The 20056-nt window shown below is 74.0% G+C and carries 15 protein-coding genes; 3 read left to right on the top strand and 12 right to left on the bottom strand.

What is annotated here, in order from left to right:
* Positions 1-31 precede the first annotated feature (31 nt).
* Positions 32-1498, top strand: a complete 1467-nt coding sequence (locus FB454_RS04645; RefSeq protein WP_013288263.1) for an SDR family oxidoreductase — start codon at positions 32-34, stop codon at positions 1496-1498.
* Here FB454_RS04645 and FB454_RS04650 read toward each other — a convergent pair.
* A complete protein-coding gene (locus FB454_RS04650; protein ID WP_244879674.1) occupies positions 1495-2337 on the bottom strand; it encodes an SDR family NAD(P)-dependent oxidoreductase in 843 nt (280 codons plus the stop codon). The genes FB454_RS04645 and FB454_RS04650 overlap by 4 nt on opposite strands.
* 61 nt (positions 2338-2398) lie before the next feature.
* Between FB454_RS04650 and FB454_RS04655 the strand changes: the two genes are divergently transcribed.
* A complete protein-coding gene (locus FB454_RS04655; protein WP_013288265.1) occupies positions 2399-3025 on the top strand; it encodes a TetR/AcrR family transcriptional regulator in 627 nt (208 codons plus the stop codon).
* Between the two features lie 10 nt (positions 3026-3035).
* Here FB454_RS04655 and FB454_RS04660 read toward each other — a convergent pair whose 3' ends face one another.
* The 4 genes from FB454_RS04660 to prmC form a co-directional block, all read right to left on the bottom strand.
* Entirely contained in the window at positions 3036-5144 is a 2109-nt protein-coding gene (locus tag FB454_RS04660) for a transglycosylase domain-containing protein (RefSeq protein WP_013288266.1), read from the bottom strand.
* 116 nt (positions 5145-5260) lie between these two features.
* Positions 5261-5872, bottom strand: a complete 612-nt coding sequence (locus FB454_RS04665; RefSeq protein ID WP_013475356.1) for an arsenate reductase/protein-tyrosine-phosphatase family protein — start codon at positions 5870-5872, stop codon at positions 5261-5263.
* On the bottom strand, positions 5873-6517 hold the full coding sequence (locus FB454_RS04670) for an L-threonylcarbamoyladenylate synthase (RefSeq protein ID WP_013288268.1): 645 nt from the start codon (positions 6515-6517) through the stop codon (positions 5873-5875).
* Positions 6517-7407: a peptide chain release factor N(5)-glutamine methyltransferase gene (prmC, locus tag FB454_RS04675; RefSeq protein ID WP_145822633.1), complete on the bottom strand. Its 891-nt coding sequence runs from the start codon at positions 7405-7407 to the stop codon at positions 6517-6519. Before prmC ends, FB454_RS04670 begins: the two co-directional genes overlap by 1 nt.
* Positions 7408-7537: 130 nt before the next feature.
* Between prmC and FB454_RS04680 the strand changes: the two genes are divergently transcribed.
* On the top strand, positions 7538-9091 hold the full coding sequence (locus FB454_RS04680) for a GGDEF domain-containing protein (protein WP_013288270.1): 1554 nt from the start codon (positions 7538-7540) through the stop codon (positions 9089-9091).
* A gap of 68 nt (positions 9092-9159) precedes the next feature.
* On the opposite strand, the gene prfA is transcribed toward FB454_RS04680, so the two are convergent.
* From prfA to FB454_RS04715, 7 genes are all read right to left on the bottom strand, one after another.
* Complete coding sequence (gene prfA, locus FB454_RS04685; RefSeq protein ID WP_030271787.1) at positions 9160-10248, bottom strand: peptide chain release factor 1; 1089 nt, start codon at positions 10246-10248, stop codon at positions 9160-9162.
* A 91-nt stretch (positions 10249-10339) separates the two neighbouring features.
* The gene (gene rpmE, locus FB454_RS04690; protein ID WP_013288272.1) at positions 10340-10564 is read right to left on the bottom strand and encodes a 50S ribosomal protein L31; all 225 of its coding nucleotides are present in this window, start codon (positions 10562-10564) and stop codon (positions 10340-10342) included.
* A 362-nt stretch (positions 10565-10926) separates the two neighbouring features.
* Positions 10927-14352 carry a phosphodiester glycosidase family protein gene (locus tag FB454_RS04695; protein WP_145752890.1) on the bottom strand — a complete coding sequence of 1142 codons (3426 nt, stop codon included), beginning with the start codon at positions 14350-14352 and terminating at the stop codon, positions 10927-10929.
* 141 nt (positions 14353-14493) lie between these two features.
* The gene (gene rho, locus FB454_RS04700) at positions 14494-16569 is read right to left on the bottom strand and encodes a transcription termination factor Rho (RefSeq protein WP_145822571.1); all 2076 of its coding nucleotides are present in this window, start codon (positions 16567-16569) and stop codon (positions 14494-14496) included.
* Between the two features lie 338 nt (positions 16570-16907).
* A complete protein-coding gene (gene thrB, locus FB454_RS04705) occupies positions 16908-17810 on the bottom strand; it encodes a homoserine kinase (RefSeq protein ID WP_145822572.1) in 903 nt (300 codons plus the stop codon).
* A 64-nt stretch (positions 17811-17874) separates the two neighbouring features.
* Entirely contained in the window at positions 17875-19119 is a 1245-nt protein-coding gene (locus tag FB454_RS04710) for an MFS transporter (protein ID WP_013288276.1), read from the bottom strand.
* Positions 19120-19128: 9 nt separating this feature from the next.
* Positions 19129-19950: a polysaccharide deacetylase family protein gene (locus FB454_RS04715; protein WP_013475351.1), complete on the bottom strand. Its 822-nt coding sequence runs from the start codon at positions 19948-19950 to the stop codon at positions 19129-19131.
* Positions 19951-20056 lie beyond the last annotated feature (106 nt).

Raw genomic sequence — 20056 nt, forward strand, 5'->3', positions numbered from 1 at the left:
AAGGAGTCTACGGAGCCGCACACTGGATGCCGTGAGATGCCTCGTCACCGGTGCGACCGGCTACATCGGCGGACGCCTCGCGCCCCGGCTGCTGGCCGAGGGGCACACCGTACGCTGCCTGGCCCGCACCGCCGGACGGCTGCGGGACGTGCCGTGGGCGGCCGAGGCGGAGGTCGTCGAGGGCGACCTCCGCCGGCCGGAGACGCTGCCGGCCGTGTTCGCAGGCGTGGAGGTGGCGTACTACCTGGTCCACTCGCTGGGCCAGCGCGGGTTCGAGGCGGCCGACCGGGAGGCCGCGACGAACTTCGCCGAGGCGGCGCGCGCCGCGGGCGTACGCCGGATCGTGTATCTCGGCGGGCCGGAGCCGGCGGAGCGCGACGGCCTGCCCTCGGCGCACCTGCGCTCCCGGACAGAGGTCGCGCGGATCCTGCTGGACAGCGGCGTGCCCACTGCGGTGCTGCGCGCCGCCGTGATCATCGGATCCGGTTCGGCCTCGTTCGAGATGCTGCGCCACCTGACCGAGCGGCTCCCGGCGATGGTCACCCCGCGCTGGGTGCGCAACCGGATCCAGCCGATCGCGGTCCGGGACGTGCTGCGCTACCTGGCCGGCTGCGCGCACCTGCCGGCCGACGTCAACCGGGCCTTCGACATCGGCGGCCCGGACGTGCTGACGTTCTCCGAGATGATGCAGCGGTACGCCCGGGTGGCCGGGCTGCGGCGCCGGGTCATCCTGCCGGTACGTCCGCTCACCCCGTCGCTCTCCTCGCACTGGGTCGGCCTGATCACGCCGGTGCCGAACGCGATCGCCCGGCCGCTCGTGGAGAGCCTGGTGCACGAGGCGGTGGCGCACGAGCACGACATCGCCCGGTACGTGCCGGACCCGCCGGACGGGCTGATCGGCTTCGACCAGGCGGTCGCGCTGGCGCTGACCAAGGTGCGGGACGCGGAGGTGGAGACGCGCTGGTCGAACGCGAGCGGGCCGGACGCGCCCGCCGAGCCGCTGCCGTCGGATCCGCACTGGTCCGGCGGCACCGCGTACACCGATCTGCGGGAGCGGACGGTGGACGCGCCACCGGCGGCGTTGTGGCGGGTCATCGAGGGCGTCGGCGGCGAGAACGGCTGGTACTCGTTCCCGCTCGCCTGGTCGGTGCGCGGCTGGATGGACCGCCTGATCGGCGGCGTCGGGCTGCGCCGGGGCCGGCGCGACCCGCACCGGCTCCAGGTCGGCGAGGCGCTGGACTTCTGGCGGGTCGAGGAGATCGTCCCGGGTGAGCTGCTGCGGCTGCGCGCCGAGATGCGGCTGCCCGGGCGGGCCTGGCTGGAGATGCGCGCCGAGCCGGACGGGGACGGCCGCAGCAGGTACGTCCAGCGGGCCGTGTTCCTCCCGCGCGGCCTGCCCGGCCACCTCTACTGGGCCTCGGTGGCCCCCTTCCACGCCGTCGTCTTCGGCGGCATGGCCCGCAACATCGCCCGGGGCGCCGAACACCCCGCCGGTTAGGACGGAGAGCCGTTCTTCAGTGCGGGGCCGAGGAGCAGCCCTCCGTCGATGACGTACTCGGCGCCGGTGATGAAGGCCGCGTCCGGCGACGTGAGGAACAACAGTAGCGCGGTGATGTCGGTGGGCTGCCCGAGTCGCGGGACGGCGAACGGCTCGGGCGAGTAGAAGTCGGCGATCGGGGCGTCGCTGCCGGCCGCCGGCTCGGTGATGAACGGGGTGGCGACCACGCCGGGGTGGATCGCGTTGACGCGGATGTTGTCGCGGCCCAGTTCGAGGGCGGCGGTCCGGGTGAGCCCTCGAACCGCCCACTTGCCGGCGACGTAGGGCGCGTAGAGGGCGGTACCGCCGAGGCCCGTGGTGGAGCCGATGTTGACGATCGTTCCTCCCCCCGCGCGCCGCAGCGCCGGGGCGGCTGCCCTGATGCCGAGGAACGTGCCGGTGAGGTTGACGTCGAGGATGCGGGCCCACGTGGCCAGGTCGGTGGACTCGATGACGGCCGGCGGGTTCTGCACCCCGGCGTTGTTGACGAGGATCGTGAGCGCACCGAACGCCTCCTCGGTCTCCGCGACGGCGGCGGCCCACGACTCCTCCCGGGTGACGTCCAGGCGGACGGAGAGGGCCCGGTGTCCCAGCTCGGCGGCGAGGCCGGCGCCACGGTCGGCGTCGATGCCACCGATGACGACGTTGGCGCCTTCGGCGTGCAGGGCGCGGACGTGGCTGGCCCCCTGCCCGCCGCTGCCTCCGGTGACGAGAACTGTCTGATCGGCGAAACGGGACATCGGATCCTCCGGTACGTACGGGACGACCACCCGGGACGGGTGGTGAGTCGAGCGACTCACCATCCGAAGCTACGCCCCCGCAGATGGTGAGTCAACCCACTCACCTCGCTATGATGGGCGCATGACCCCAGCGCCGTCGGCCTATCACCAGCGCGTGGCGGAGGAGAAGCGCGCGCTGATCCTGCAGGCCGCCACCGAGCTCTTCCTGGAGTCGGGCTACGACCGGGCGTCACTGGCGCGTATCGCCGAGAGCGCCGGCGTGTCGAAGGCGACGCTGTTCAAGCAGTTCCCGACGAAGGCGGCACTGTTCGATGCCATCGTCATCGACTCCTGGGCCCGCAACGACGTCGCCGACGTGCCGCCCGCCGGTGACCTGACGGCCGGTCTCACGGTTCTCGGGCGGCACTACGCGACGCTGTTGAGCCGGCCGGAGATGACCGATCTGTTCCGCATCGTGATCGCCGAACTGCCACGCTTTCCCGAACTGGCCCGAGCGCACTTCTCCCAGGGCAAACTGCCGTACTTCGAGTCCGTCCGGACCTACCTCGTGGCCGAGCACGAGGCGGGAGCCGCGGACGTCGACGACCCGGAGATGGCCGCTACGCAGTTCCTCGGGATGATCTCCAATTACCTGTTCTGGCCGCGCCTGGTCCTGCCGGACTGGACGGTCACCCCCGACCGCACGACAGCGGTGGTGGACGAAGCCGTCCGGACCACTGTCGCGCGGTACGGCAGGTCGACGAGCTGACGGAAGTCTCTCAGTTGCCGGTGCGCGGGCTGGTGTGCTGGAAGGCCACCGCCTGGCCGGGCGGGACGAAGTCGCGTACCGGCTCGTCGCGCAGCGACCACGCGAGGATGCGGCCCACGGCGGCGATCTGCCGCTTCTGCACGCCGCCGCCGACCGCGTCCCGGGGGTCGTCCGGGTTCGCGGCGATCGTCGCCACCGACAGCTGCGGGGTGAACGCGACGACCGTCTCGGTGGCGTTCCGCTCCGAGCTGCCGGTCTTGCCCGCCACCGGCCGGCGCAGACCAGGGGCCAGTTCCTCGGCGGTGCCGCCGTCGCAGCGCCGGTACATCGACTGGTCGCCGACCGGGCAGCGACTGGCGTCGGCCGCCGCGCGGGCCACCTCGGTGTCGAGCACCTGCCGGCAGTCGGTGTTCCCGGCCGGCACCGTCCGGCCGCCCGGATCGGTGATCGAGGTGACCGGCGTGGGCCGGCACCAGGTGCCCTCGGCGGCCACCGCGGCGTACGCGCCGGCCAGGTCCAGCGGCGTGGTGGCGGAGACCCCGAGCGTGAACGGTCCCCAGCTCTTGGCGCCCTCGCGGGCCATCCGGGCGTCCGCCGGGGCGCGGAAGACGATGCCCAGCCGCTGGGCCATCTCGACCACCCGGTCCGCGCCGACGCGCTCGGTCAGCCACGCGAAGTACGTGTTCACCGACCGGCCGAACGCGTCCCACATGTCCCGGTCGCCGTCCATCCAGTAGGTGTTGGCGTTCGCCGGGCACCACCGGCCGCCGCAGCTCGCCGGGCCGGCGCCGACCGGGTACTGCGTCACGTAGACGCGCGGCGCGTCGAACTCGGTGTCCAGCGGCAGCCCGGACTCCAGCGCGGCCAGCAGGGCGAACAGCTTGAACGTGGAGCCCGCCTGATAGCCGGTGATGCCGCCACCACCGGCCACCAGCTGGTTGACCGTGTTCGGGTAGTTCTGCTGCCCGTCCGGGTTGGCGGTCGTGCCGTAGGTGCGGTTCACCGCCATGGCCAGCACCCGGCCGGTGCCCGGCTGCACCACGGCGGTCGGCGCCGCCCGCGCGATCGTCTCCGGGTAGATCTCCCGCACCTGCTCGCTCGCCTTGGCCTGCACGTCCGGGTCGAGCGAGGACACGATCTTCCAGCCGCCGCGGCGCAGCGTCCGCTGCCGCTCGTCGACGTTCTCGCCGAACGCCGGCTGGGCGTTCCACCACTGGGTGAACCAGTCGCAGAAGAAGCCCCAGTCGTTGTGGTCGGCGGGCACCGCGGCGCAGTCGTTCGGTGTGGTGTTGGGCTTGAGGGCCAGCTCCGTTGCCTTCGCCGTCTCGGCGTCGGCCGCGCTGACCCGGCCGGTCTCCACCATCCGGTCCAGCACGTACGCCCGCCGCTGCCGGGCCGCGTCGGCGTCGCCGTTGATCGGGTCGTCGGCCGGGGACCGGACCAGCCCGGCGAGCAGCGCGGCCTGGGCCAGCGTGAGCCGCTCCGGGGTGGTGGAGAAGTAGCGCTTGCTGGCGGCGGCGATGCCGTACGCCCCGGCGCCGAAGTACGCGATGTTCAGGTAGCGCCCGAGGATCTCGTCCTTGCCGATCTGCCGTTCCAGCGTCAGCGCGTACCGCATCTCGCGGATCTTGCGCCCGACGGTGATCTCGGTGGCGGCGGCGCGCTGCTCCTCGGTCAGCCGGGGGTCACCGGCGAGCGCGTTGCGCACGTACTGCATGGTCAGCGTGGAGGCGCCCTGGCGGGTGCCCTCGCGGCGGTTGGCCGTGAACGCCCGCGCCACGCCGCGCACGTCGACGCCGTGGTGCTCGTAGAAGCGCACGTCCTCGGCGGCCACGATGGCGTCGCGCATCACCGGCGCCACCTCGCCGACCGGCACGTCCACCCGGTCCTCGACGTAGAACGAGGTGATGAGCGTCCGCCCGTCGTTGGCGTACAGGTTGGACCGCTGCGCCGGCTGCGGCGTCTTGAGCGCCTCCGGCAGCACTGTGTACGGCATCAGGTTCTTCACGCCCAGCCCGAAGACCAGCGCGGCCGGCAGCGCGGCTGCGGCCAGGGCCAGTCCGGCGAGCACGCCGGCGAGCACAACGGTGAACAGCTTGTCGAGATAGGCCCGGTTCATCAGCTCTCCCCGCAGGAGCCGGCCGTACGGACCCGTTCAGAATGACCGGAATGGCCGCTTTCGCCGCCGTCTTCCGCGAAATGCGCAGGAAGTTCGCGAGGAAGGATGAACCGCGATCAGGGGAGCAGCACGGCAGCCAGCGGCTGCACCGTCTCCTCGATCTCGTCGGCGACCCGGCTGAAGCACTGGTCGCCCCGCCCCCACGGGTCGTCCAGGTCGTCGGTGGGCAGCGCGGAGGCGTTCTGCCGGGCCGCGTCGACGGCCGCGACGAGGGCGACGCCGCGCGCGTACACGGCGTCCGGCGTCGGCTCGGCCGGCGGCAGGGCGGACCGGTCCAGCGCGCCGAGCAGGCGGCCGAACTCCCCGAGCACGAACGTGCGCGCGGCGGCGTCCGGCCGCAGCGCCACCACGTACTCCTGCTGGTCGGCGGTGGCGGTGAGCACCAGGTCGGCGGCGTCGATCAGGTCGGAGCGCAGCCGCCGGGCGGCGAACCCGTCGGTGTCACCGCCGCGCGAGATCACCTGCCGGGCGGCGGGCGGGTTCATCTCCTCCCCCGCGTGCCAGCCGCCGGTGCCGGCGCTGTGGCTGTGCACGAGCGCGTCCGACCCGGCCGGATCGACGTCGAGGCGGGCCAGCCGCTCCCGGACCGCGAGCAGCAGCAGCCGCTCGGCCATCGGCGACCGGCAGATGTTGCCCATGCAGACGTGAAGGACGGTGAAGGGCGGCACTCAGACCCCCCGCTCGTCGAGGATGTCCGGCACGACCTCGCGCAGCTTCGCCAGCGTCACCGCGCCCTCGCGCAGCACCCGCGGCACGTCGCCGGTCAGGTCGACGATGGTGCTCGGCACCGGGTCCACCGCCGGCCCGGCCTCCAGGTACGCCCGGACGCCGTAGCCGAGCTGGTCACGAGCCTCCTCGGCGGTGAGCGCGGCGGGCTGGCCGATCTTGTTGGCCGACGCGACGGCCATCGGCCCGGTCTCCCGCAGCACCTCCAGCGCGACCGGGTGCAGCGGCATCCGCACCGCCACCGTGCCGCTGGAGTCGCCCAGGTCCCAGGCCAGGCTCGGCGAGTGCTCCACCACGATGGTCAGCGCGCCGGGCCAGAACGCCTCGACCAGGTCGCGGGCCGCGCCGGGCAGCGAGAAGACCAGGCCGTCGAGCGTGTGCCGGGAACCGATGAGCACCGGGGGCGCCTGCCGGGCGCCACCCTTCGTGTCCGCCAGGGCCTTCACCGCGTACGGGGTGAAGGCGTCCGCCCCGATGCCGTAGACCGTGTCGGTCGGCAGGACGACGAGTTCCCCGTTCTTGACCGCCTCGATGGCAGCGGCGATGCCGCGGTCCCGGTCGGCGGGCGACCGACAGTCGTAGAGCATCACGAGGAGTCAGTCTGCCACGCCCGGGCGGGGTCGGCGTGGGTGCCGTCCGCCCGCCGGGACGCGCTCGCCCAGCGGGGCCGCCCGGCCAGGTCCCGGTGCTCCTCCACCCGGTCGTAGCGGCCGTCGCCGCGCAGCAGCGCGGGCACCGCCGCCGCGTGCGTGTCGTCGTGCTCGATGCCGATCGCCCCGCCCGGACGCAGCAACGCGGCGGCCCGGCCGACCACCGGACGGATCACGTCCAGCCCGTCCGCGCCGCCGAACACCGCCTCGTCCGGGTCGTGCCCGGCCACCTCCGGCGGCACCACTACCGACCTCGGCACGTACGGCGGGTTGCACAGCAGCACGTCGACCCGTCCGGCCAGGTCGGCCAGCAGGTCCGGATCGGTCACGTCGGCGGCCACCACCTCGACCGGCCGGTCCCCGGCGGCGGCGCGCCCGGCCACGTTGCGCCGCAGCCACGCCAGCGCGGCCGGGGACCGCTCCACCGCCACCACCCGGGCCGCGGGCACCTCCTGCGCGACAGCGAGGGCGATCGCGCCGGAACCGCTGCACAGGTCGACCACGAGCGGCGCGGCGTGCTCCCGGGCACGCTCGATCCCCCACCCGGCCAGCAGCTCGGTCTCCGGCCGGGGCACGAAGACGCCCGGCCCGACGGCCAGCTCCAGGTGCCGGAAACCGGCCGAGCCGAGCAGGTGCTGCAACGGCTCGCGGGTCACCCGCCGCCCGACGAGCGCGTCCAACCGGTCACGTTGCGCCGGGGTGAAGCCGTCGGCCAGCGCCAGCCGGCCACGCGGCACGTCCAGGACGTACGCGGCGAGCTGCTCGGCCTCGGCGCGGGGTGCCTCGACGCCCGCCGCGGCGAGCGCGCGCGCCACCCGGATGATCACCAGCGAGGGGCGTTCGCGTTCTGTCCCTTCGGACGGGTGTTGCGGGAGTGCGGTCACGCAATAATCATGAGGCGTCGCGGCCCACCTCACGAGCGGGTGCGTCCGGGCGCACACCGCAGGGAGGTCGCGAGTGGGCTGGCTCGACCAGGTCGAGGACCAGGTTGACGCTCTCCGACGCGCTCGGTCACTCCAGGAGGCCAGCCGGTCCGCGGAGGCGTGTGCCCTGCTCGACCGCGTCATCCGCACCACCGACGACCCGTACGCCCGCGCCGACGCGCTCGTGCAACGCCTGTCCGCGCTGATCAATCTCGGCCGGACCGCCGAGTTCACCCGGGCCGTCGAGGACGCCTCCGCCGCCGTACGCGACCTGACCGAGCCCTACCTGCACGGGCACCTCAACGCGCTGGCCGCGCTCGCCGCACACCACCAGGGCGCGCTGGACCGATGCGTGATGCACCTGGTCCGGGCCGCCCGCGCGCTCAGCGCCGACGACACGCCCGACCGGGACACCGCCTGGGGCTGGCACGACCTGGCGATGGCGTACTCGTACCTGAGCTTCCACGGCCACGCGCTCGGCGCGATCGAGCGGGCCCGGGAGGTCGGGCTCAGCGTCGGCATCCCCGAGGAGACGTTCGCCGCCCCCGGGATCCGGCTGCGCAACGCGGTCGCGCTCGACCACAACGGCGACAGCGACGGCTGCCTGCGGGTGCTGCGCGACGTCGCCGGTGACCTCGCCCGGTTCCTGCGCGGCGGGGGTGCCGGCAACCTGCGCCCGAGCAGCCTGGCCGCGTACGGCTACGCCGCCGCCCGGCGGGCCGCGCTCGGCGACCGGGTGGAGTCCGCCGGGGACGCCGACCCGAACCGGCTGCTCGGCCACGGCGGTGACAGTGCCCGCGCCCGCGACCTGCGCCAGCTCGGTCAGGTCTGCCTCGCGGTGGCCGCCGGCCGCCCGATCGAGGCGGTCACCCGCCTGGACTCGCTGCGGGTATCCGACGAGACGCTCGGCGCGGCCGAGGCACCCCGGCTGCGCAGCGTGGCGCTGGCCCGGGCCGGTGACCATGCGGGCGCGCACCGGGCCGACCGGCACGCGTTCCGGCTGGCGGCGCGGCGCAGCGACCGGCTGCGGGACGTCTACATCGACGGCATCGCCGCCCGGATCGACCACGAGGAGATGCGCCGCGAGGCGGCCCGGTACGAGGGCGAGGCGCTCACCGACCCGCTCACCGGCCTGCCCAACCGGCGCCGGCTGGAGCGCTACCTGGGCGCCGTGGTGTCCCGGGGCGAGCGGGTGGTGATCGGCGTCTGCGACCTCGACGGGTTCAAGGCGGTGAACACCCGGCACGGCCACCACTCCGGGGACCTGGTGCTGCAACGGGTCGCCGGGGTGATCAACCGGGTGATGCGGCGGGGCGACTTCGTGGCGCGCTACGGCGGCGACGAGTTCGTCGTGGTGCTGCCCGACACCGGCATGCCGGAGGCGGTCGAGGTGGCCCGCCGGATCGAGGCGGCCGTCCGCACCGAGGACTGGGAGTCCCTGGTCCCGGGCACGCCGGTCGGGGTGACGATCGGCTTCGCCGAGGTCGACGGCAGCACCACTGTGAGCGTCCGGGAGGCGCTGGGCGCCGCGTTCGAGCTGGCCGACCGGGAGATGCTGCGCGCCAAGGCGCGGTTGCGGGCGAGCTGAGCGGTAAGGAGGGGGCCCTTGTTAACGCCTCCGGTAGAGGAGGGGCCCCCGCTTAACACCCCCGGCGGTCAGCGGCGGGACAGCTCGGTCTCGCCGGCCAGCCGGGCCGCGCGGTCCGCCTCGGCCAGCGCGTCGAGCACCCCGTCCAGTTCGCCGGCCAGCGCCAGGTCCAGGTTGTACGCGGTGTAGCCGATGCGGTGGTCGGTGATCCGGTTCTGCGGGAAGTTGTAGGTGCGGATCCGCTCGGACCGGTCCACGGTCCGGACCTGCGCCTTGCGGGCGTCCGACGCCGCCGCGTCCGCCTGCTCCTGGGCGGCGGCCAGCAGCCGGGCGCGCAGGATGCGCATGGCCTGCTCCCGGTTCTGCAACTGCGACTTCTCGTTCTGGCAGGAGACCACGATGCCGGTCGGCACGTGGGTGATCCGTACCGCCGAGTCGGTGGTGTTCACCGACTGCCCACCGGGGCCGGACGAGCGGAACACGTCGATGCGCAGCTCGTTCGGGTCGATGGTGACGTCCACGTCCTCCGCCTCGGGCAGCACCAGCACGCCGGCGGCGCTGGTGTGGATCCGCCCCTGCGACTCGGTGACCGGGACGCGCTGCACCCGGTGCACGCCGCCCTCCCACTTGAGCCGGGACCAGACGCCGTTGCCGCCCTCCGGGACGCCCTTGCTCTTGATCGCCAGGGAGACGTCCTTGACGCCGCCGAGGTCGGAGTCCTGCGCGTCGATCACCTCGGTGACCCAGCCGTGCCGCTCGGCGTACCGGGTGTACATCCGCAGCAGGTCACCGGCGAACAGCGCGGACTCCTCGCCACCCTCGCCGGCCTTGATCTCGACGATCACGTCCTTGGCGTCGTGCGGGTCGCGCGGGATGAGCAGTTCCGCGAGCCGTTCCTCAAGGGCCGGCAGGGAGGCGGCGATGGTGTCCGCCTCGACGGCGAACGTCGCGTCCTCGGCGGCCAGTTCCCGGGCGGCGGCCAGGTCGGCGCGGGCCTGCTCCAGCTCACCGGCCGCCTTGTGCAGCGGGACCAGTTCGGCGTACCGACGGCCGACCCGCCGGGCGGCGCCCTGGTCGGCGTGGATGGCCGGGTCGGCCAGCCGCCGCTCCAGCTCGGCGTACTCGTCGAGGAGGGCGGCCAGGCGCTCACTGCTCATGCTGCGGATGCTCCTTGGGGGAGATGAAACCGGCGCAAACGGACGAACGCCCGTGCCCGGCAGGAGCCGGACACGGGCGTCGTCGACGGAGCTACTTGGCCTTCTTGGCCTGAACCTTGGCGTACTTCTGCTGGAACTTCGCGACCCGGCCGGCGGTGTCCAGCACGCGCTGCTTACCGGTGTAGAACGGGTGGCAGGCGCTGCAGGTCTCGACGCTGATGGCGCCGCCCTTGGCGGTGCTGCGGGTCGTGAACGTGTTGCCGCAGGAGCAGCGGACCTCGGTGGTCACGTACTCCGGGTGGATGTTGGGCTTCATGTCGCCTCGGTCCTTTCGTCGGTGGTCGCCGGGTCGCCGTCGGTGCGCCCCGTCGTCACGACGGGCTCGGGCGTGAACCGGAACCGGTGGCCGATTGACCAGTCTGCCACGGGCATCTTCCACCCGGCACAGGAGGTCCGCCACCCCCAACGCCGGCCCACCCGTCAGCATTCCCACCCCCACCCCACCCACTCCCCCACCTGCCCGGGGCGCCGGGCCGACCCGGGCCCGATCTGCCCCGGCGATCATGAAGTTAGCGGCATTTCCTGTCGCTTTTGTCCAGGTCAACTTCATGATCACCGAGGCGAGAGCCAGGTGGGCGAAGGCCGGGGCGGGGCGGGGGGCGGGGGCAGGACCGGGGGTTACGGGGTGGTGGTCACCTGGGCCTCGGCCTTCACTCCGTTCACCGTCACAGTCAGCTGGACCTGGGCGCCGGGGCGCAGGGCGGTCAGTTTTCCGGTCAGCGGGTCGAATCGGGCGGCGTGCCAGGGACGTACGCCCGCGGCGCCGCCGATGTGCAGGTTCGGCGAACCGGACCAGTCGGCGCTGACCGGCGCGCCCACCGGCACCTGCCGGCCGCTCGGCTGGGTGAGCGAGGCCGTGACGTCGGCCGGCGTACGCCGGGGCACCTGCGCGGGTGCGGTCAGCGCGAGCCGGTCGACGTGCGCGTGCATCTCCGCGCTCACCCACCGCGGTCCCTCGGCCAGCGGGTCACGGCGGGCCCGCTCGGCCTCCCCCGGCGTCACCGGGTCCACCCCGAACTCGGTCCAGCCGGTGAACCCGCCGAGCGCCGCCGGGGTGGACGGGTCCTTGCCCGAGTTGCCGTTGATCACGTACGGCACGCCGTCCACCCGGTCGGCGTGGAACGTGCCGACGTGACCGTTGACCATCAGCGCGCCCTTGCCGGTGCGGTGCTGGAAGTCGGCCAGCCACTGCTCGACCAGCGCCGCCTCCTTGCGGTCGCCGAGCTGGCTCGCCTTGGCCGGGCTCGGGTCGCGCGGCGGGTGGTGGAAGAGCACCGCCACCGAACCGACCGAGCGGTCGGCGGCGGCCTGGTCGAGCGTCCGGCGCAGCAGCTCCACCTGGTCGAACCCGCCTCCGCGCAGCGAGCCGGTGGCGGTGCTGAGCGTGAGGAACCGCGTGCCCCGGTGGTCGAAGACGCGCGAGGTGTCCCCGAAGACGCTGCGGAAGTTGTCGATCGGCGCGCCCATGATCTCGTGGTTGCCCGGCACGTAGTGGTACGGCACCTGGCCGTCCAGTTCCTCGTCCAGGATGCGCTTGGCCAGGGCGAAGTCCGCCGGGTAGGCGGTGTCCACGAAGTCGCCGTTGATGATCAGGAAGTCCGGCCGGGCGGCGCGGACCTCGCGCAGCGTACGGCGGGCCCGGGCGACCAGGTCGCTGTCCGGGTTCGCGGCGACGAACTGGGCGTCGGAGAGCACCGCGAAGCGCCAGGGCGCCCCGTCCACCGTGCCGTCGCGTACCACCACCCGGTCGGTGCGGTTCGGCTCCGGCGGCGCCTGCACGTCCGGCGGCACCCGGGCCACCAGGTCGTCGATCACCACCTCGCTGCGGTACTGCTCGGCCGGGTCGGTCTCGGCGACGTAGAACCGGCGCACCCGCACCGGGTACTGCACGCCCGGCGGTACGGCGAACTCGACGTACTTCCAGCCGGTCCAGTCCAGGTACGGGCCGCGCAGCACGAACTGGGTGTCCTGCGCGTCGTGGAGGTGCAGGCTGGGCCACTCGCCGGTCCCGTTCGCCTTGATCCACATGCCGAACGCCTGCGGCTGGCCGGGTACGTCGATCCAGGCGGGCGGGTCGGCGTACGCGGCCCGCGTTCCGGTGGACTGGCTGAAGTCGTACGACATCCGCAGCCCGCTCCCGGTGTGCCCGTCGGCCGGTGCGACCGACCCGGAGGCGCGGGCCTGGCTGAACTTCCAGGACGCCGCGTCGTCGAACCCGGCCACCGGCACGTCGGTCAGCCCGACGGTCACCGGCAGGACCGTGGTGCGGTTGCCGACCCGGGCGGTGACCAGCGCCGAGCCGGTCGCGGCGAGCGCCGTGACGGACAGGTTGCCGTCGGCGGTGGGGGTGACGGAGAGCAGGTCGCTGTCGTACTCCAGCCTCAGGTCGGCCGGCTCGATCGGCGCGGTGTTGCCCTCGGCGTCGTAGCCGACGACGCCGAACAGGCCGCTGTCGCCGGCCCGGTCCAGGCCGACCCGGTCGACGGTGCCGTCGATGCGCGCGAGCGGGCCGAGCACCGTCAGCTCGATCGTGCCCCGGGCGCGGCCGCGGGCGGCGGTGACGGTGCTGCGGCCGGGGACGGCGGCCCGGAACACGCCGTCGCCGTCGACCCGGCCGTGGGTGGCGTGCCAGCGCGGCTCGCCGGCGGCCGGGCCGTACGTCTCGTCGTATCCGGCGGCGGTGAGCCGGCGGGTGAGGCCGGGGAAGACCCGGTCCGGCCGGCCGCCGCGCACCGGCGCGACACCGGGTGCGGCGGTCGGGTCGCTGGCGGTCTCCAGCCAGTAGCCGGTGAGCCGGCCGCTGCCCTTCGGCGCGTAGACGGCGAGCCCGTTGGGCACCGGCCGCTCACTGCCGTCGGACGGACTGTTCTCCACCTGGACCGTGGCCGCGCCCGGCTCCCGGGCGAGCAGCGTGGAGGAGCCGCCGCCGTCGAGGTTGAGCGCGTTCGCGGCGCCCAGCTCGGCCATCATGCGGCCCATCTCGGTCTGGGTGACGCCCCGGCTGTCCACCTGCCGGCCGTCCACGGTCAGCATGATCATCTTGCGGCCGTCGGCGGAGAAGCCGACAGCGGTCCGCGGGGCCAGCGACGCGTCGGCGATGCTCTGCACCACGCCGTCGCGGACCAGCACGTTGCCGCCGCCCACGGCGGCGCGCAGGTCACCGCCGTCGGAGGCACGCGGCCGCCAGGTCAGGTCCACCGCGTCGCCGGGACGCAGCGCGGCGAGCGCGTCGGCGCCGGCCTCGCGGCCGAGCAGCACGGTGCTGCCGGCCGGGATCGGCCCCTCGCCCGCCGTGGTGGCGACGGTCGCCACCCGGCCGCCGGTCAGCGTCACCTCGACCGTCCGGGCCGCGCCCTCCACGGCCCGCTTGCGGGTGTACGAGCCCCAGAGCGGCGTGAACACTCCGACGCCGTCGCGCTGCACCATGTTGTTGAACTGGGTGAGCGGCACCGGCCCGGCGGGCAGCGTCGCGGTGCCCTCGAAGCCGACCTGGACGACCCGGCCGATGCCCTGGGCGCTGATCCCGACGGCGTTGGGGTGCCCGGCGACTGGCGACTGCACCAGTTCGCCGGAGCGGACGCCGACGCCCTGGGCGGCACCGGAGTTGTTGATGTCGAAGAAGTCGCCGTTCACCGCCGCGACGGCACGGGACCGGTCCACCGCGGCGCGCAGCGGCTCGTCCTTGGTGACCTCGCCGGAGTTCACGTAGTCGACTGTCAGCCCGCCGGCCAGGTCGGCGGTGAGGGCGTCGGCGCGCAGCCAGCCGGCCGCGTCGTACCTGTCGAAGGAGGTCAGGTCGAGGCCGGGCGCGACCGGCCGGGTGGTCTTGGCGGTCTCCAGGCCGCCGGCCGGTTCCACACCGGCCAGCGCGACGGCGGAGTCGGGGCGGGACGAGGCGCGTGGCGCGTCCTCGGCGGCGGTGCCCGGCGGCGCGACGGCCGACGGCGCGGCAGTGGCGGCGGACGGTGCCGGCGCGGTGAGGGTCAGCAACGGCGTCAGCAGCAGGACGCCGGCGAGGCGGGCGGGTCGACTGCGGGTTCGCATGGACGACAGTCAACCCGACGGTGAACAGAAGTTTCAATACCTAGCGGCTTAACCGTAGAAAAACTTCACGGCCTGCGGCCCGGTACGCGACGAGGGGCACGGCCGATGCGGCCGTGCCCCTCGTTCGTCGGATCCGTCAGCTCACTCGCCCGGAGTGGACTTCGCGATCTGCATCAGGAACTCGATGTTGGTGCGGGACTGCTTGAGCCGGTCCAGCAGGAGGTCGAGCGCCGCCTGCGAGTCCAGCGAGTGCAGCACCTTGCGGAGCTTGTGGATGATCGCCAGCTCCTCCGGCGCGAGCAGGACCTCCTCCTTGCGGGTGCCGGAGGGGTTGATGTCGATCGCCGGGAAGACCCGCTTGTCGGCGATCTTCCGGTCCAGCTTCAGCTCGGCGTTACCCGTGCCCTTGAACTCCTCGAAGATGACCGTGTCCGCCATGGATCCGGTCTCCACCAGCGCGGTGGCGAGAATGGTCAGCGAACCGCCGTTCTCGATGTTGCGCGCCGCGCCGAGGAAGCGCTTGGGCGGGTAGAGCGCGGTGGAGTCGATACCACCCGACATGATCCGGCCGCTGGCCGGTGCCGCCAGGTTGTACGACCGCCCGAGCCGGGTCACCGAGTCGAGCAGCACGACCACGTCGTGCCCCAGCTCGACCAGGCGCTTGGCCCGCTCGATCGCCAGCTCCGCCACTGTGGTGTGGTCCTGCGGCGGACGGTCGAACGTGGCCGCGATGACCTCGCCCTTCACCGACCGCTGCATGTCGGTGACCTCTTCGGGCCGCTCGTCGACCAGCACCACCATCAGGTGGCACTCCGGGTTGTTGCGGGTGATCGCGTTCGCGATCGCCTGCAGCACCATCGTCTTACCGGCCTTCGGCGGCGACACGATGAGCGCCCGCTGGCCCTTGCCGATCGGCATGACCAGGTCGATCACCCGGGTGGTGAGGATGTGCGGCTCGGTCTCCAGCCGCAGGCGCTCCTGCGGGTAGAGCGGCGTGAGCTTGTAGAACTCCGGCCGGCGCTTCGCCTCGTCCGGCTCCATCCCGTTGATGGTGTCCAGCCGGACCAGCGGGTTGTACTTGTCGCGCCGCTGCTCGCCGTCCCGTGCGGCCCGCACGGCGCCGGTGATCGCGTCACCGCGGCGCAGGCCGTACTTCTTGATCTGGGACATCGAGACGTACACGTCGTTCGGGCCGGCCAGGTAGCCGGTGGTCCGGACGAAGGCGTAGTTGTCGAGCACGTCGATGATGCCGGCGACCGGGACGAGCACGTCGTCCTCGCCGACCTGCGGCTCGCGACCGCCACCGCTCTCGCCCTCGCCCCGCTCGCCGCGGCCGCGGCGACGGTCCCGGAACCGGCTGCGCCGGCCCCGCCGGCCGCCGCCCTCGCCGTCGTCGTCGCCGTCGTTGTCCCGCTCGGCGCGCTGACCACGGTCGTTGCGGTCACCCCGGTCGTTGCGGTCGCCGCCCCGGTCACCGCGCTCGTTCCGGTCGTTGCGCTCGGCGCGCTCGCCCCGCTCGTTGCGGTCGCCACGCTCGGCCCGGTCGCCACGCTCGGCACGGTCACCACGGTCGTTGCGCTCACCGCGCTCGGCCCGATCACCGCCGCGCTCGCCACGGTCGGCCCGCTCGCCGCCACGCTCGGCCCGGTCACCGCCGCGCTCGCCGCGCTCACGGCCCCGGCCCTCGTTGCGCTCACCGCGCTCGGCCCGGTCACCGCCACGCTCGGCGCGCTCACCGGTCTCGGCGGGCGCCTCCTCGGCGCGCGTCGTCTCGGCCGGACGCGCCTCGGTCGCCGGCGCCTCGGCCGGTCGCGCCTCGGTGGTCGCGGCGGCGGCCCGGCTGCGGCGACCACGGGTACGACCCTCGGTCACCTCGGCGGCCGGCGCCTGCTCGGCGGGGCGTGCCTCGGCCCGCTCCTCACGGACCTCCGCGTGCACCTCCTCACGGGCGGGAGCGGACGCAGCCGCCACCTCGGCTCGCGGTCGAGGGGTTCCGGCCGCGCCGCCCTGCTGCCGCTCGGTGATGGCACTGATCAGCTCGCCCTTGCGCATGCGAGCGGTACCAGAGATGCCGAGCGACGCGGCCAGGCTCTGCAGCTCCGGCAGCAGCATCGCCGACAGACCGGTGCCGCTCCGCCGGCGGCGCGTGGGGGCGGCGGTGGTGGCATCGCCAGCGACGTTGGAAACATCCGACGTCACGTCGGTGGTGTCGCTCAATGGATTCCTTCCCTCGATAGGCCCGGGGCTGCCCGGAGTCGTGGAACCAGGTGGCCGGGCGGCCTCGGTGCACCCGCCTCGCATGGACGCGTCGCGGGAGTCTGTGACACAGCAGCCGGTGGTTTCCCAACTCACCACCATCGGTGAGCAGGTCTCGCCGTCTGCGGCGACCTGTGGAAACTGCGGTGCGGCGTGGGCCTTGAGCAGGGGTGACGGGCTACCGCCGAGAGCTTCGGGGGTGCGCCGAACCGCAGGAAGATCGCATGCTTCGCGGCTGTGCTAGGTCTAGAGCGTAATCGCCTCGTCCGACCTGCGGCAACAGGGCCCCGCTCGGCGTGTCAAAGTCTACCCCGGATGACCCGGGCACCGCTGACATCTATCGGCAACTCCCACCGGCGCCAATCTGTTCCCGCCTGGAATCCCGCCGGGACCTCGGAGAGCGCCAGCACCGTCGGCCCCGCCCCACTGACCACAGCCGCCACACCCGCCGCACGCAGCTCACCGACGAGCGCCGCCGTGGCGGGCATCCCCGGTGCCCGCTGCTCCTGGTGCAGCCGGTCGACGGTGGCCGGCAGCAGCAGCGCGGGATCAGCGGTCAGCGCGTGCACCAGCAGGGCCGCCCGGCCCGCGTTCGACGCCGCGTCGGCGTGCGGCACGGTGGCGGGCAGCGCCGCCCGGGCCACCGAGGTCAGGCCGCGCTCGGCGGGCACGAACACGGTCGGGCGCACGGCCGGCGCCACCGGCAGCGAGACCGCCCGCGCGCCGCCCGGTTCGGTCCAGGCGATGGTGAAGCCGCCGAGCAGACAGGGAGCGACGTTGTCCGGGTGCCCCTCCAGCTCGGCCGCCAGTCGCAGCGCGGCGTCGCCGTCCATCCGCCGGTCGCCGTCGGCCACCAGCGCGCGGGCCGCCAGCACCCCGGCCACGATCGCCGCCGACGACGAGCCGAGCCCTCGGGCCTGCGGGATGCGGTTGACGCACTCCAGCGCCAGGCCGGCCGGCTGCGCACCGAGCGCGTCGAATGTGGCCCGCATGGCGGTGACGATCAGGTGCCGCTCGTCCGACGGCAGCTCGCCGGCGCCCTCCCCGGTGACCGACACCCGTACGCCGCCGTCTGTCACCTCGGCCGTGACGTCGTCGTGGCGGCCGAGGGCCAGCCCGAGCGCGTCGAAGCCGGGGCCCAGGTTGGCGCTGGTCGCGGGCACCCGGACCCGCACCGGGCCGGGGGTGAATGTGGTCGGCACCGGCTCATGCTAGGACGTCACCCCGACAGCCCGGCCGGACCGCCCGGAGCGTGGGACCGGCGTGTCAGGCGGCGCGCTCGGGGGCCGGCGCGTCGACCGGGTCGGTGAGCGAGAGCCGCCGGGTGGCAAACCGCCAGCCGATCGCGTACACGACGGTGACCAGGCCACAGCCGGCCAGCACGGTGCGCTCGTCCACCCGGTCCACCACGAGCGCCACCACAAGCTGGCTCACCGCGATGGCGAGCGTCGCCAGCATCATGTCGGTGGCGAAGACCCGGCCGCGCAGCCGGTCCGGCACCTCGCCCTGCAACGCGTAGTTGGACAGCACCCAGTTGCTGCCGCCGCCCAGGTGGGCCAGGAACACCAGGACCAGCACCAGCGGGAACCAGGTCACCACCGAGGCGCCCAGGTAGGCCAGGCCGTACAACGACATGGACAGTGCCAGTCCGGTGAGCAGCCAGGCCCGGTTGCTCAGCACCCGGCGCATCATGATCGGGCCGACCAGGGCTCCGGCGCCGCGGGCGGCGAAGAGCAGCCCGGCGCCGACCGCGCCCACCCCGTACACCCCGGCGAGCAGCGGGAAGACGGTGAGCACGCCGTTGCCCAGGCCGACCGCCGACTTGACCGTTACCAGCGCCAGCACGCGCGGGCGGTGGGCGATGTAGCGCAGTGCCTCGCGGATCGCCGCCCAGGTGCGCGGCACCGTCGCCGCCGGGTCGCGCGGCGCCTGCAACGGCCGGCGGATCAGCGCGGCCAGGCCCGCGGCGGCGACCAGGCCGACTGCCGCCACCCAGAAGCTGGCGTACGGGCCCGCGACGGCGCTCAGGATGCCGCCGAGCGAGGCCCCGACCACAGTCATCGTGCCCCACGCCGAGCCGGCGACCGCGTTGCCCGCGGCCAGGTCCTCCGGGTCGACCACGTTCGGCAGCGCGGCCTGGGCAGCGGGCGAGTAGAACGCCTTCGCCACCGCCACCAGCGCGATCGCCGCCAGCGCCAGCCAGGCCGTGCCGGCGCTGCGCACGCCGAGCAGCAGCAGCACACCGGCCAGCGCGCCCACGTTCGCCACCATCATCACCTTGCGGCGGTCGAACCGGTCGGCGATCGTTCCGGCGTACGGGAGCAGCAACGCGGTCGTGCCGGTGTCCACCGCCAGCACCAGCGCGCCCCAGACACCGCTGCCGGTCAGGTCGGGCAGCAGCACCAGCAACGGCACCATGACGAACCAGTCCGCGCCGAAGACCACCAGCTCGGCGAGGAACAGATGGCGGAAGTCGCGGTTGCGGACGAGGACCGAGAGGGTGGGTGACACGCGGGCACCCTACCGGGCCGCCCCGGGCGCGGCAGCGCGGCGCAGCAGGTCGGAGACCGTGACGAAGGTGTATCCCCGGGCCCGCAGACCGCCGATCATGTCGGGCAGGCCGCGGAGCGCGACGAGCCGGCCGTCGTTGCCGACGTCGTGGCCGAGCACTATCGTGCCGGGGCGCACGTCGGCGACGATGCGCCGGGCGTGCCCGGCCGGGTCGTGCGGGAACTCGCTCTCGACCATCTGGAGCGTCCAGAGCACCAGGCGGTAGCCCAGCCGGGCCGACGCGTACAGCACCGACCCGCCGAGGTGCCCCCAGGGCGGGCGGAGCAGCCGGGGCGCCGAGCCGGTGGCCGCCGTGATCGCGTCGTGGCTGCGGCGCAGGTCGTCGTAGACCGTCGCGGCGTCCATCCGGGCCAGGTCGCGGTGCGCCCAGCTGTGGTTGCCGACCTCGTGGGCGTCCATCCGGCCGCGGACCAGCGCGGCGTGCTCGCGGGCCCGCTCACCGACCAGGAAGAAGGTGGCCGGCACCCGGTGCTCGGCGAGCGTGTCGAGCACCATCGGGGTCCACTGTGGGCGGGGACCGTCGTCGAAGGTGAGCGCCACCAGGGGCTCTTCGGTGCGTACCCCCCAGACGACCTGCACCCCGCCGGTGCCGACGTCCTGATGGCGGTTGCCGAGCGTGGCGCTCGCCGGGCCGCCCGCGATCGGGAGCCTCCGATCGGCCACCCAGGTGCTCTCGGCGGTCGCGACGGCGCCGACCACGGCCCCGCCGAGCAGCAGCGCGGAGCGGCGCAGCACGGTACGCCGGTCCCACCGGCCCGCTCCCCCCGCCATCGCACCCCCGAACCGAAAGTAGGCAGCAGCTCACTGAGCGTACCGCCCGGCGCGGTTCGGGTGTGTCCCGCACGCCGAGGTGCCGGGAGGGGCCCGCGCGGGGCCC

The sequence above is a fragment of the Micromonospora sp. CNZ297 genome (assembly GCF_007827625.1).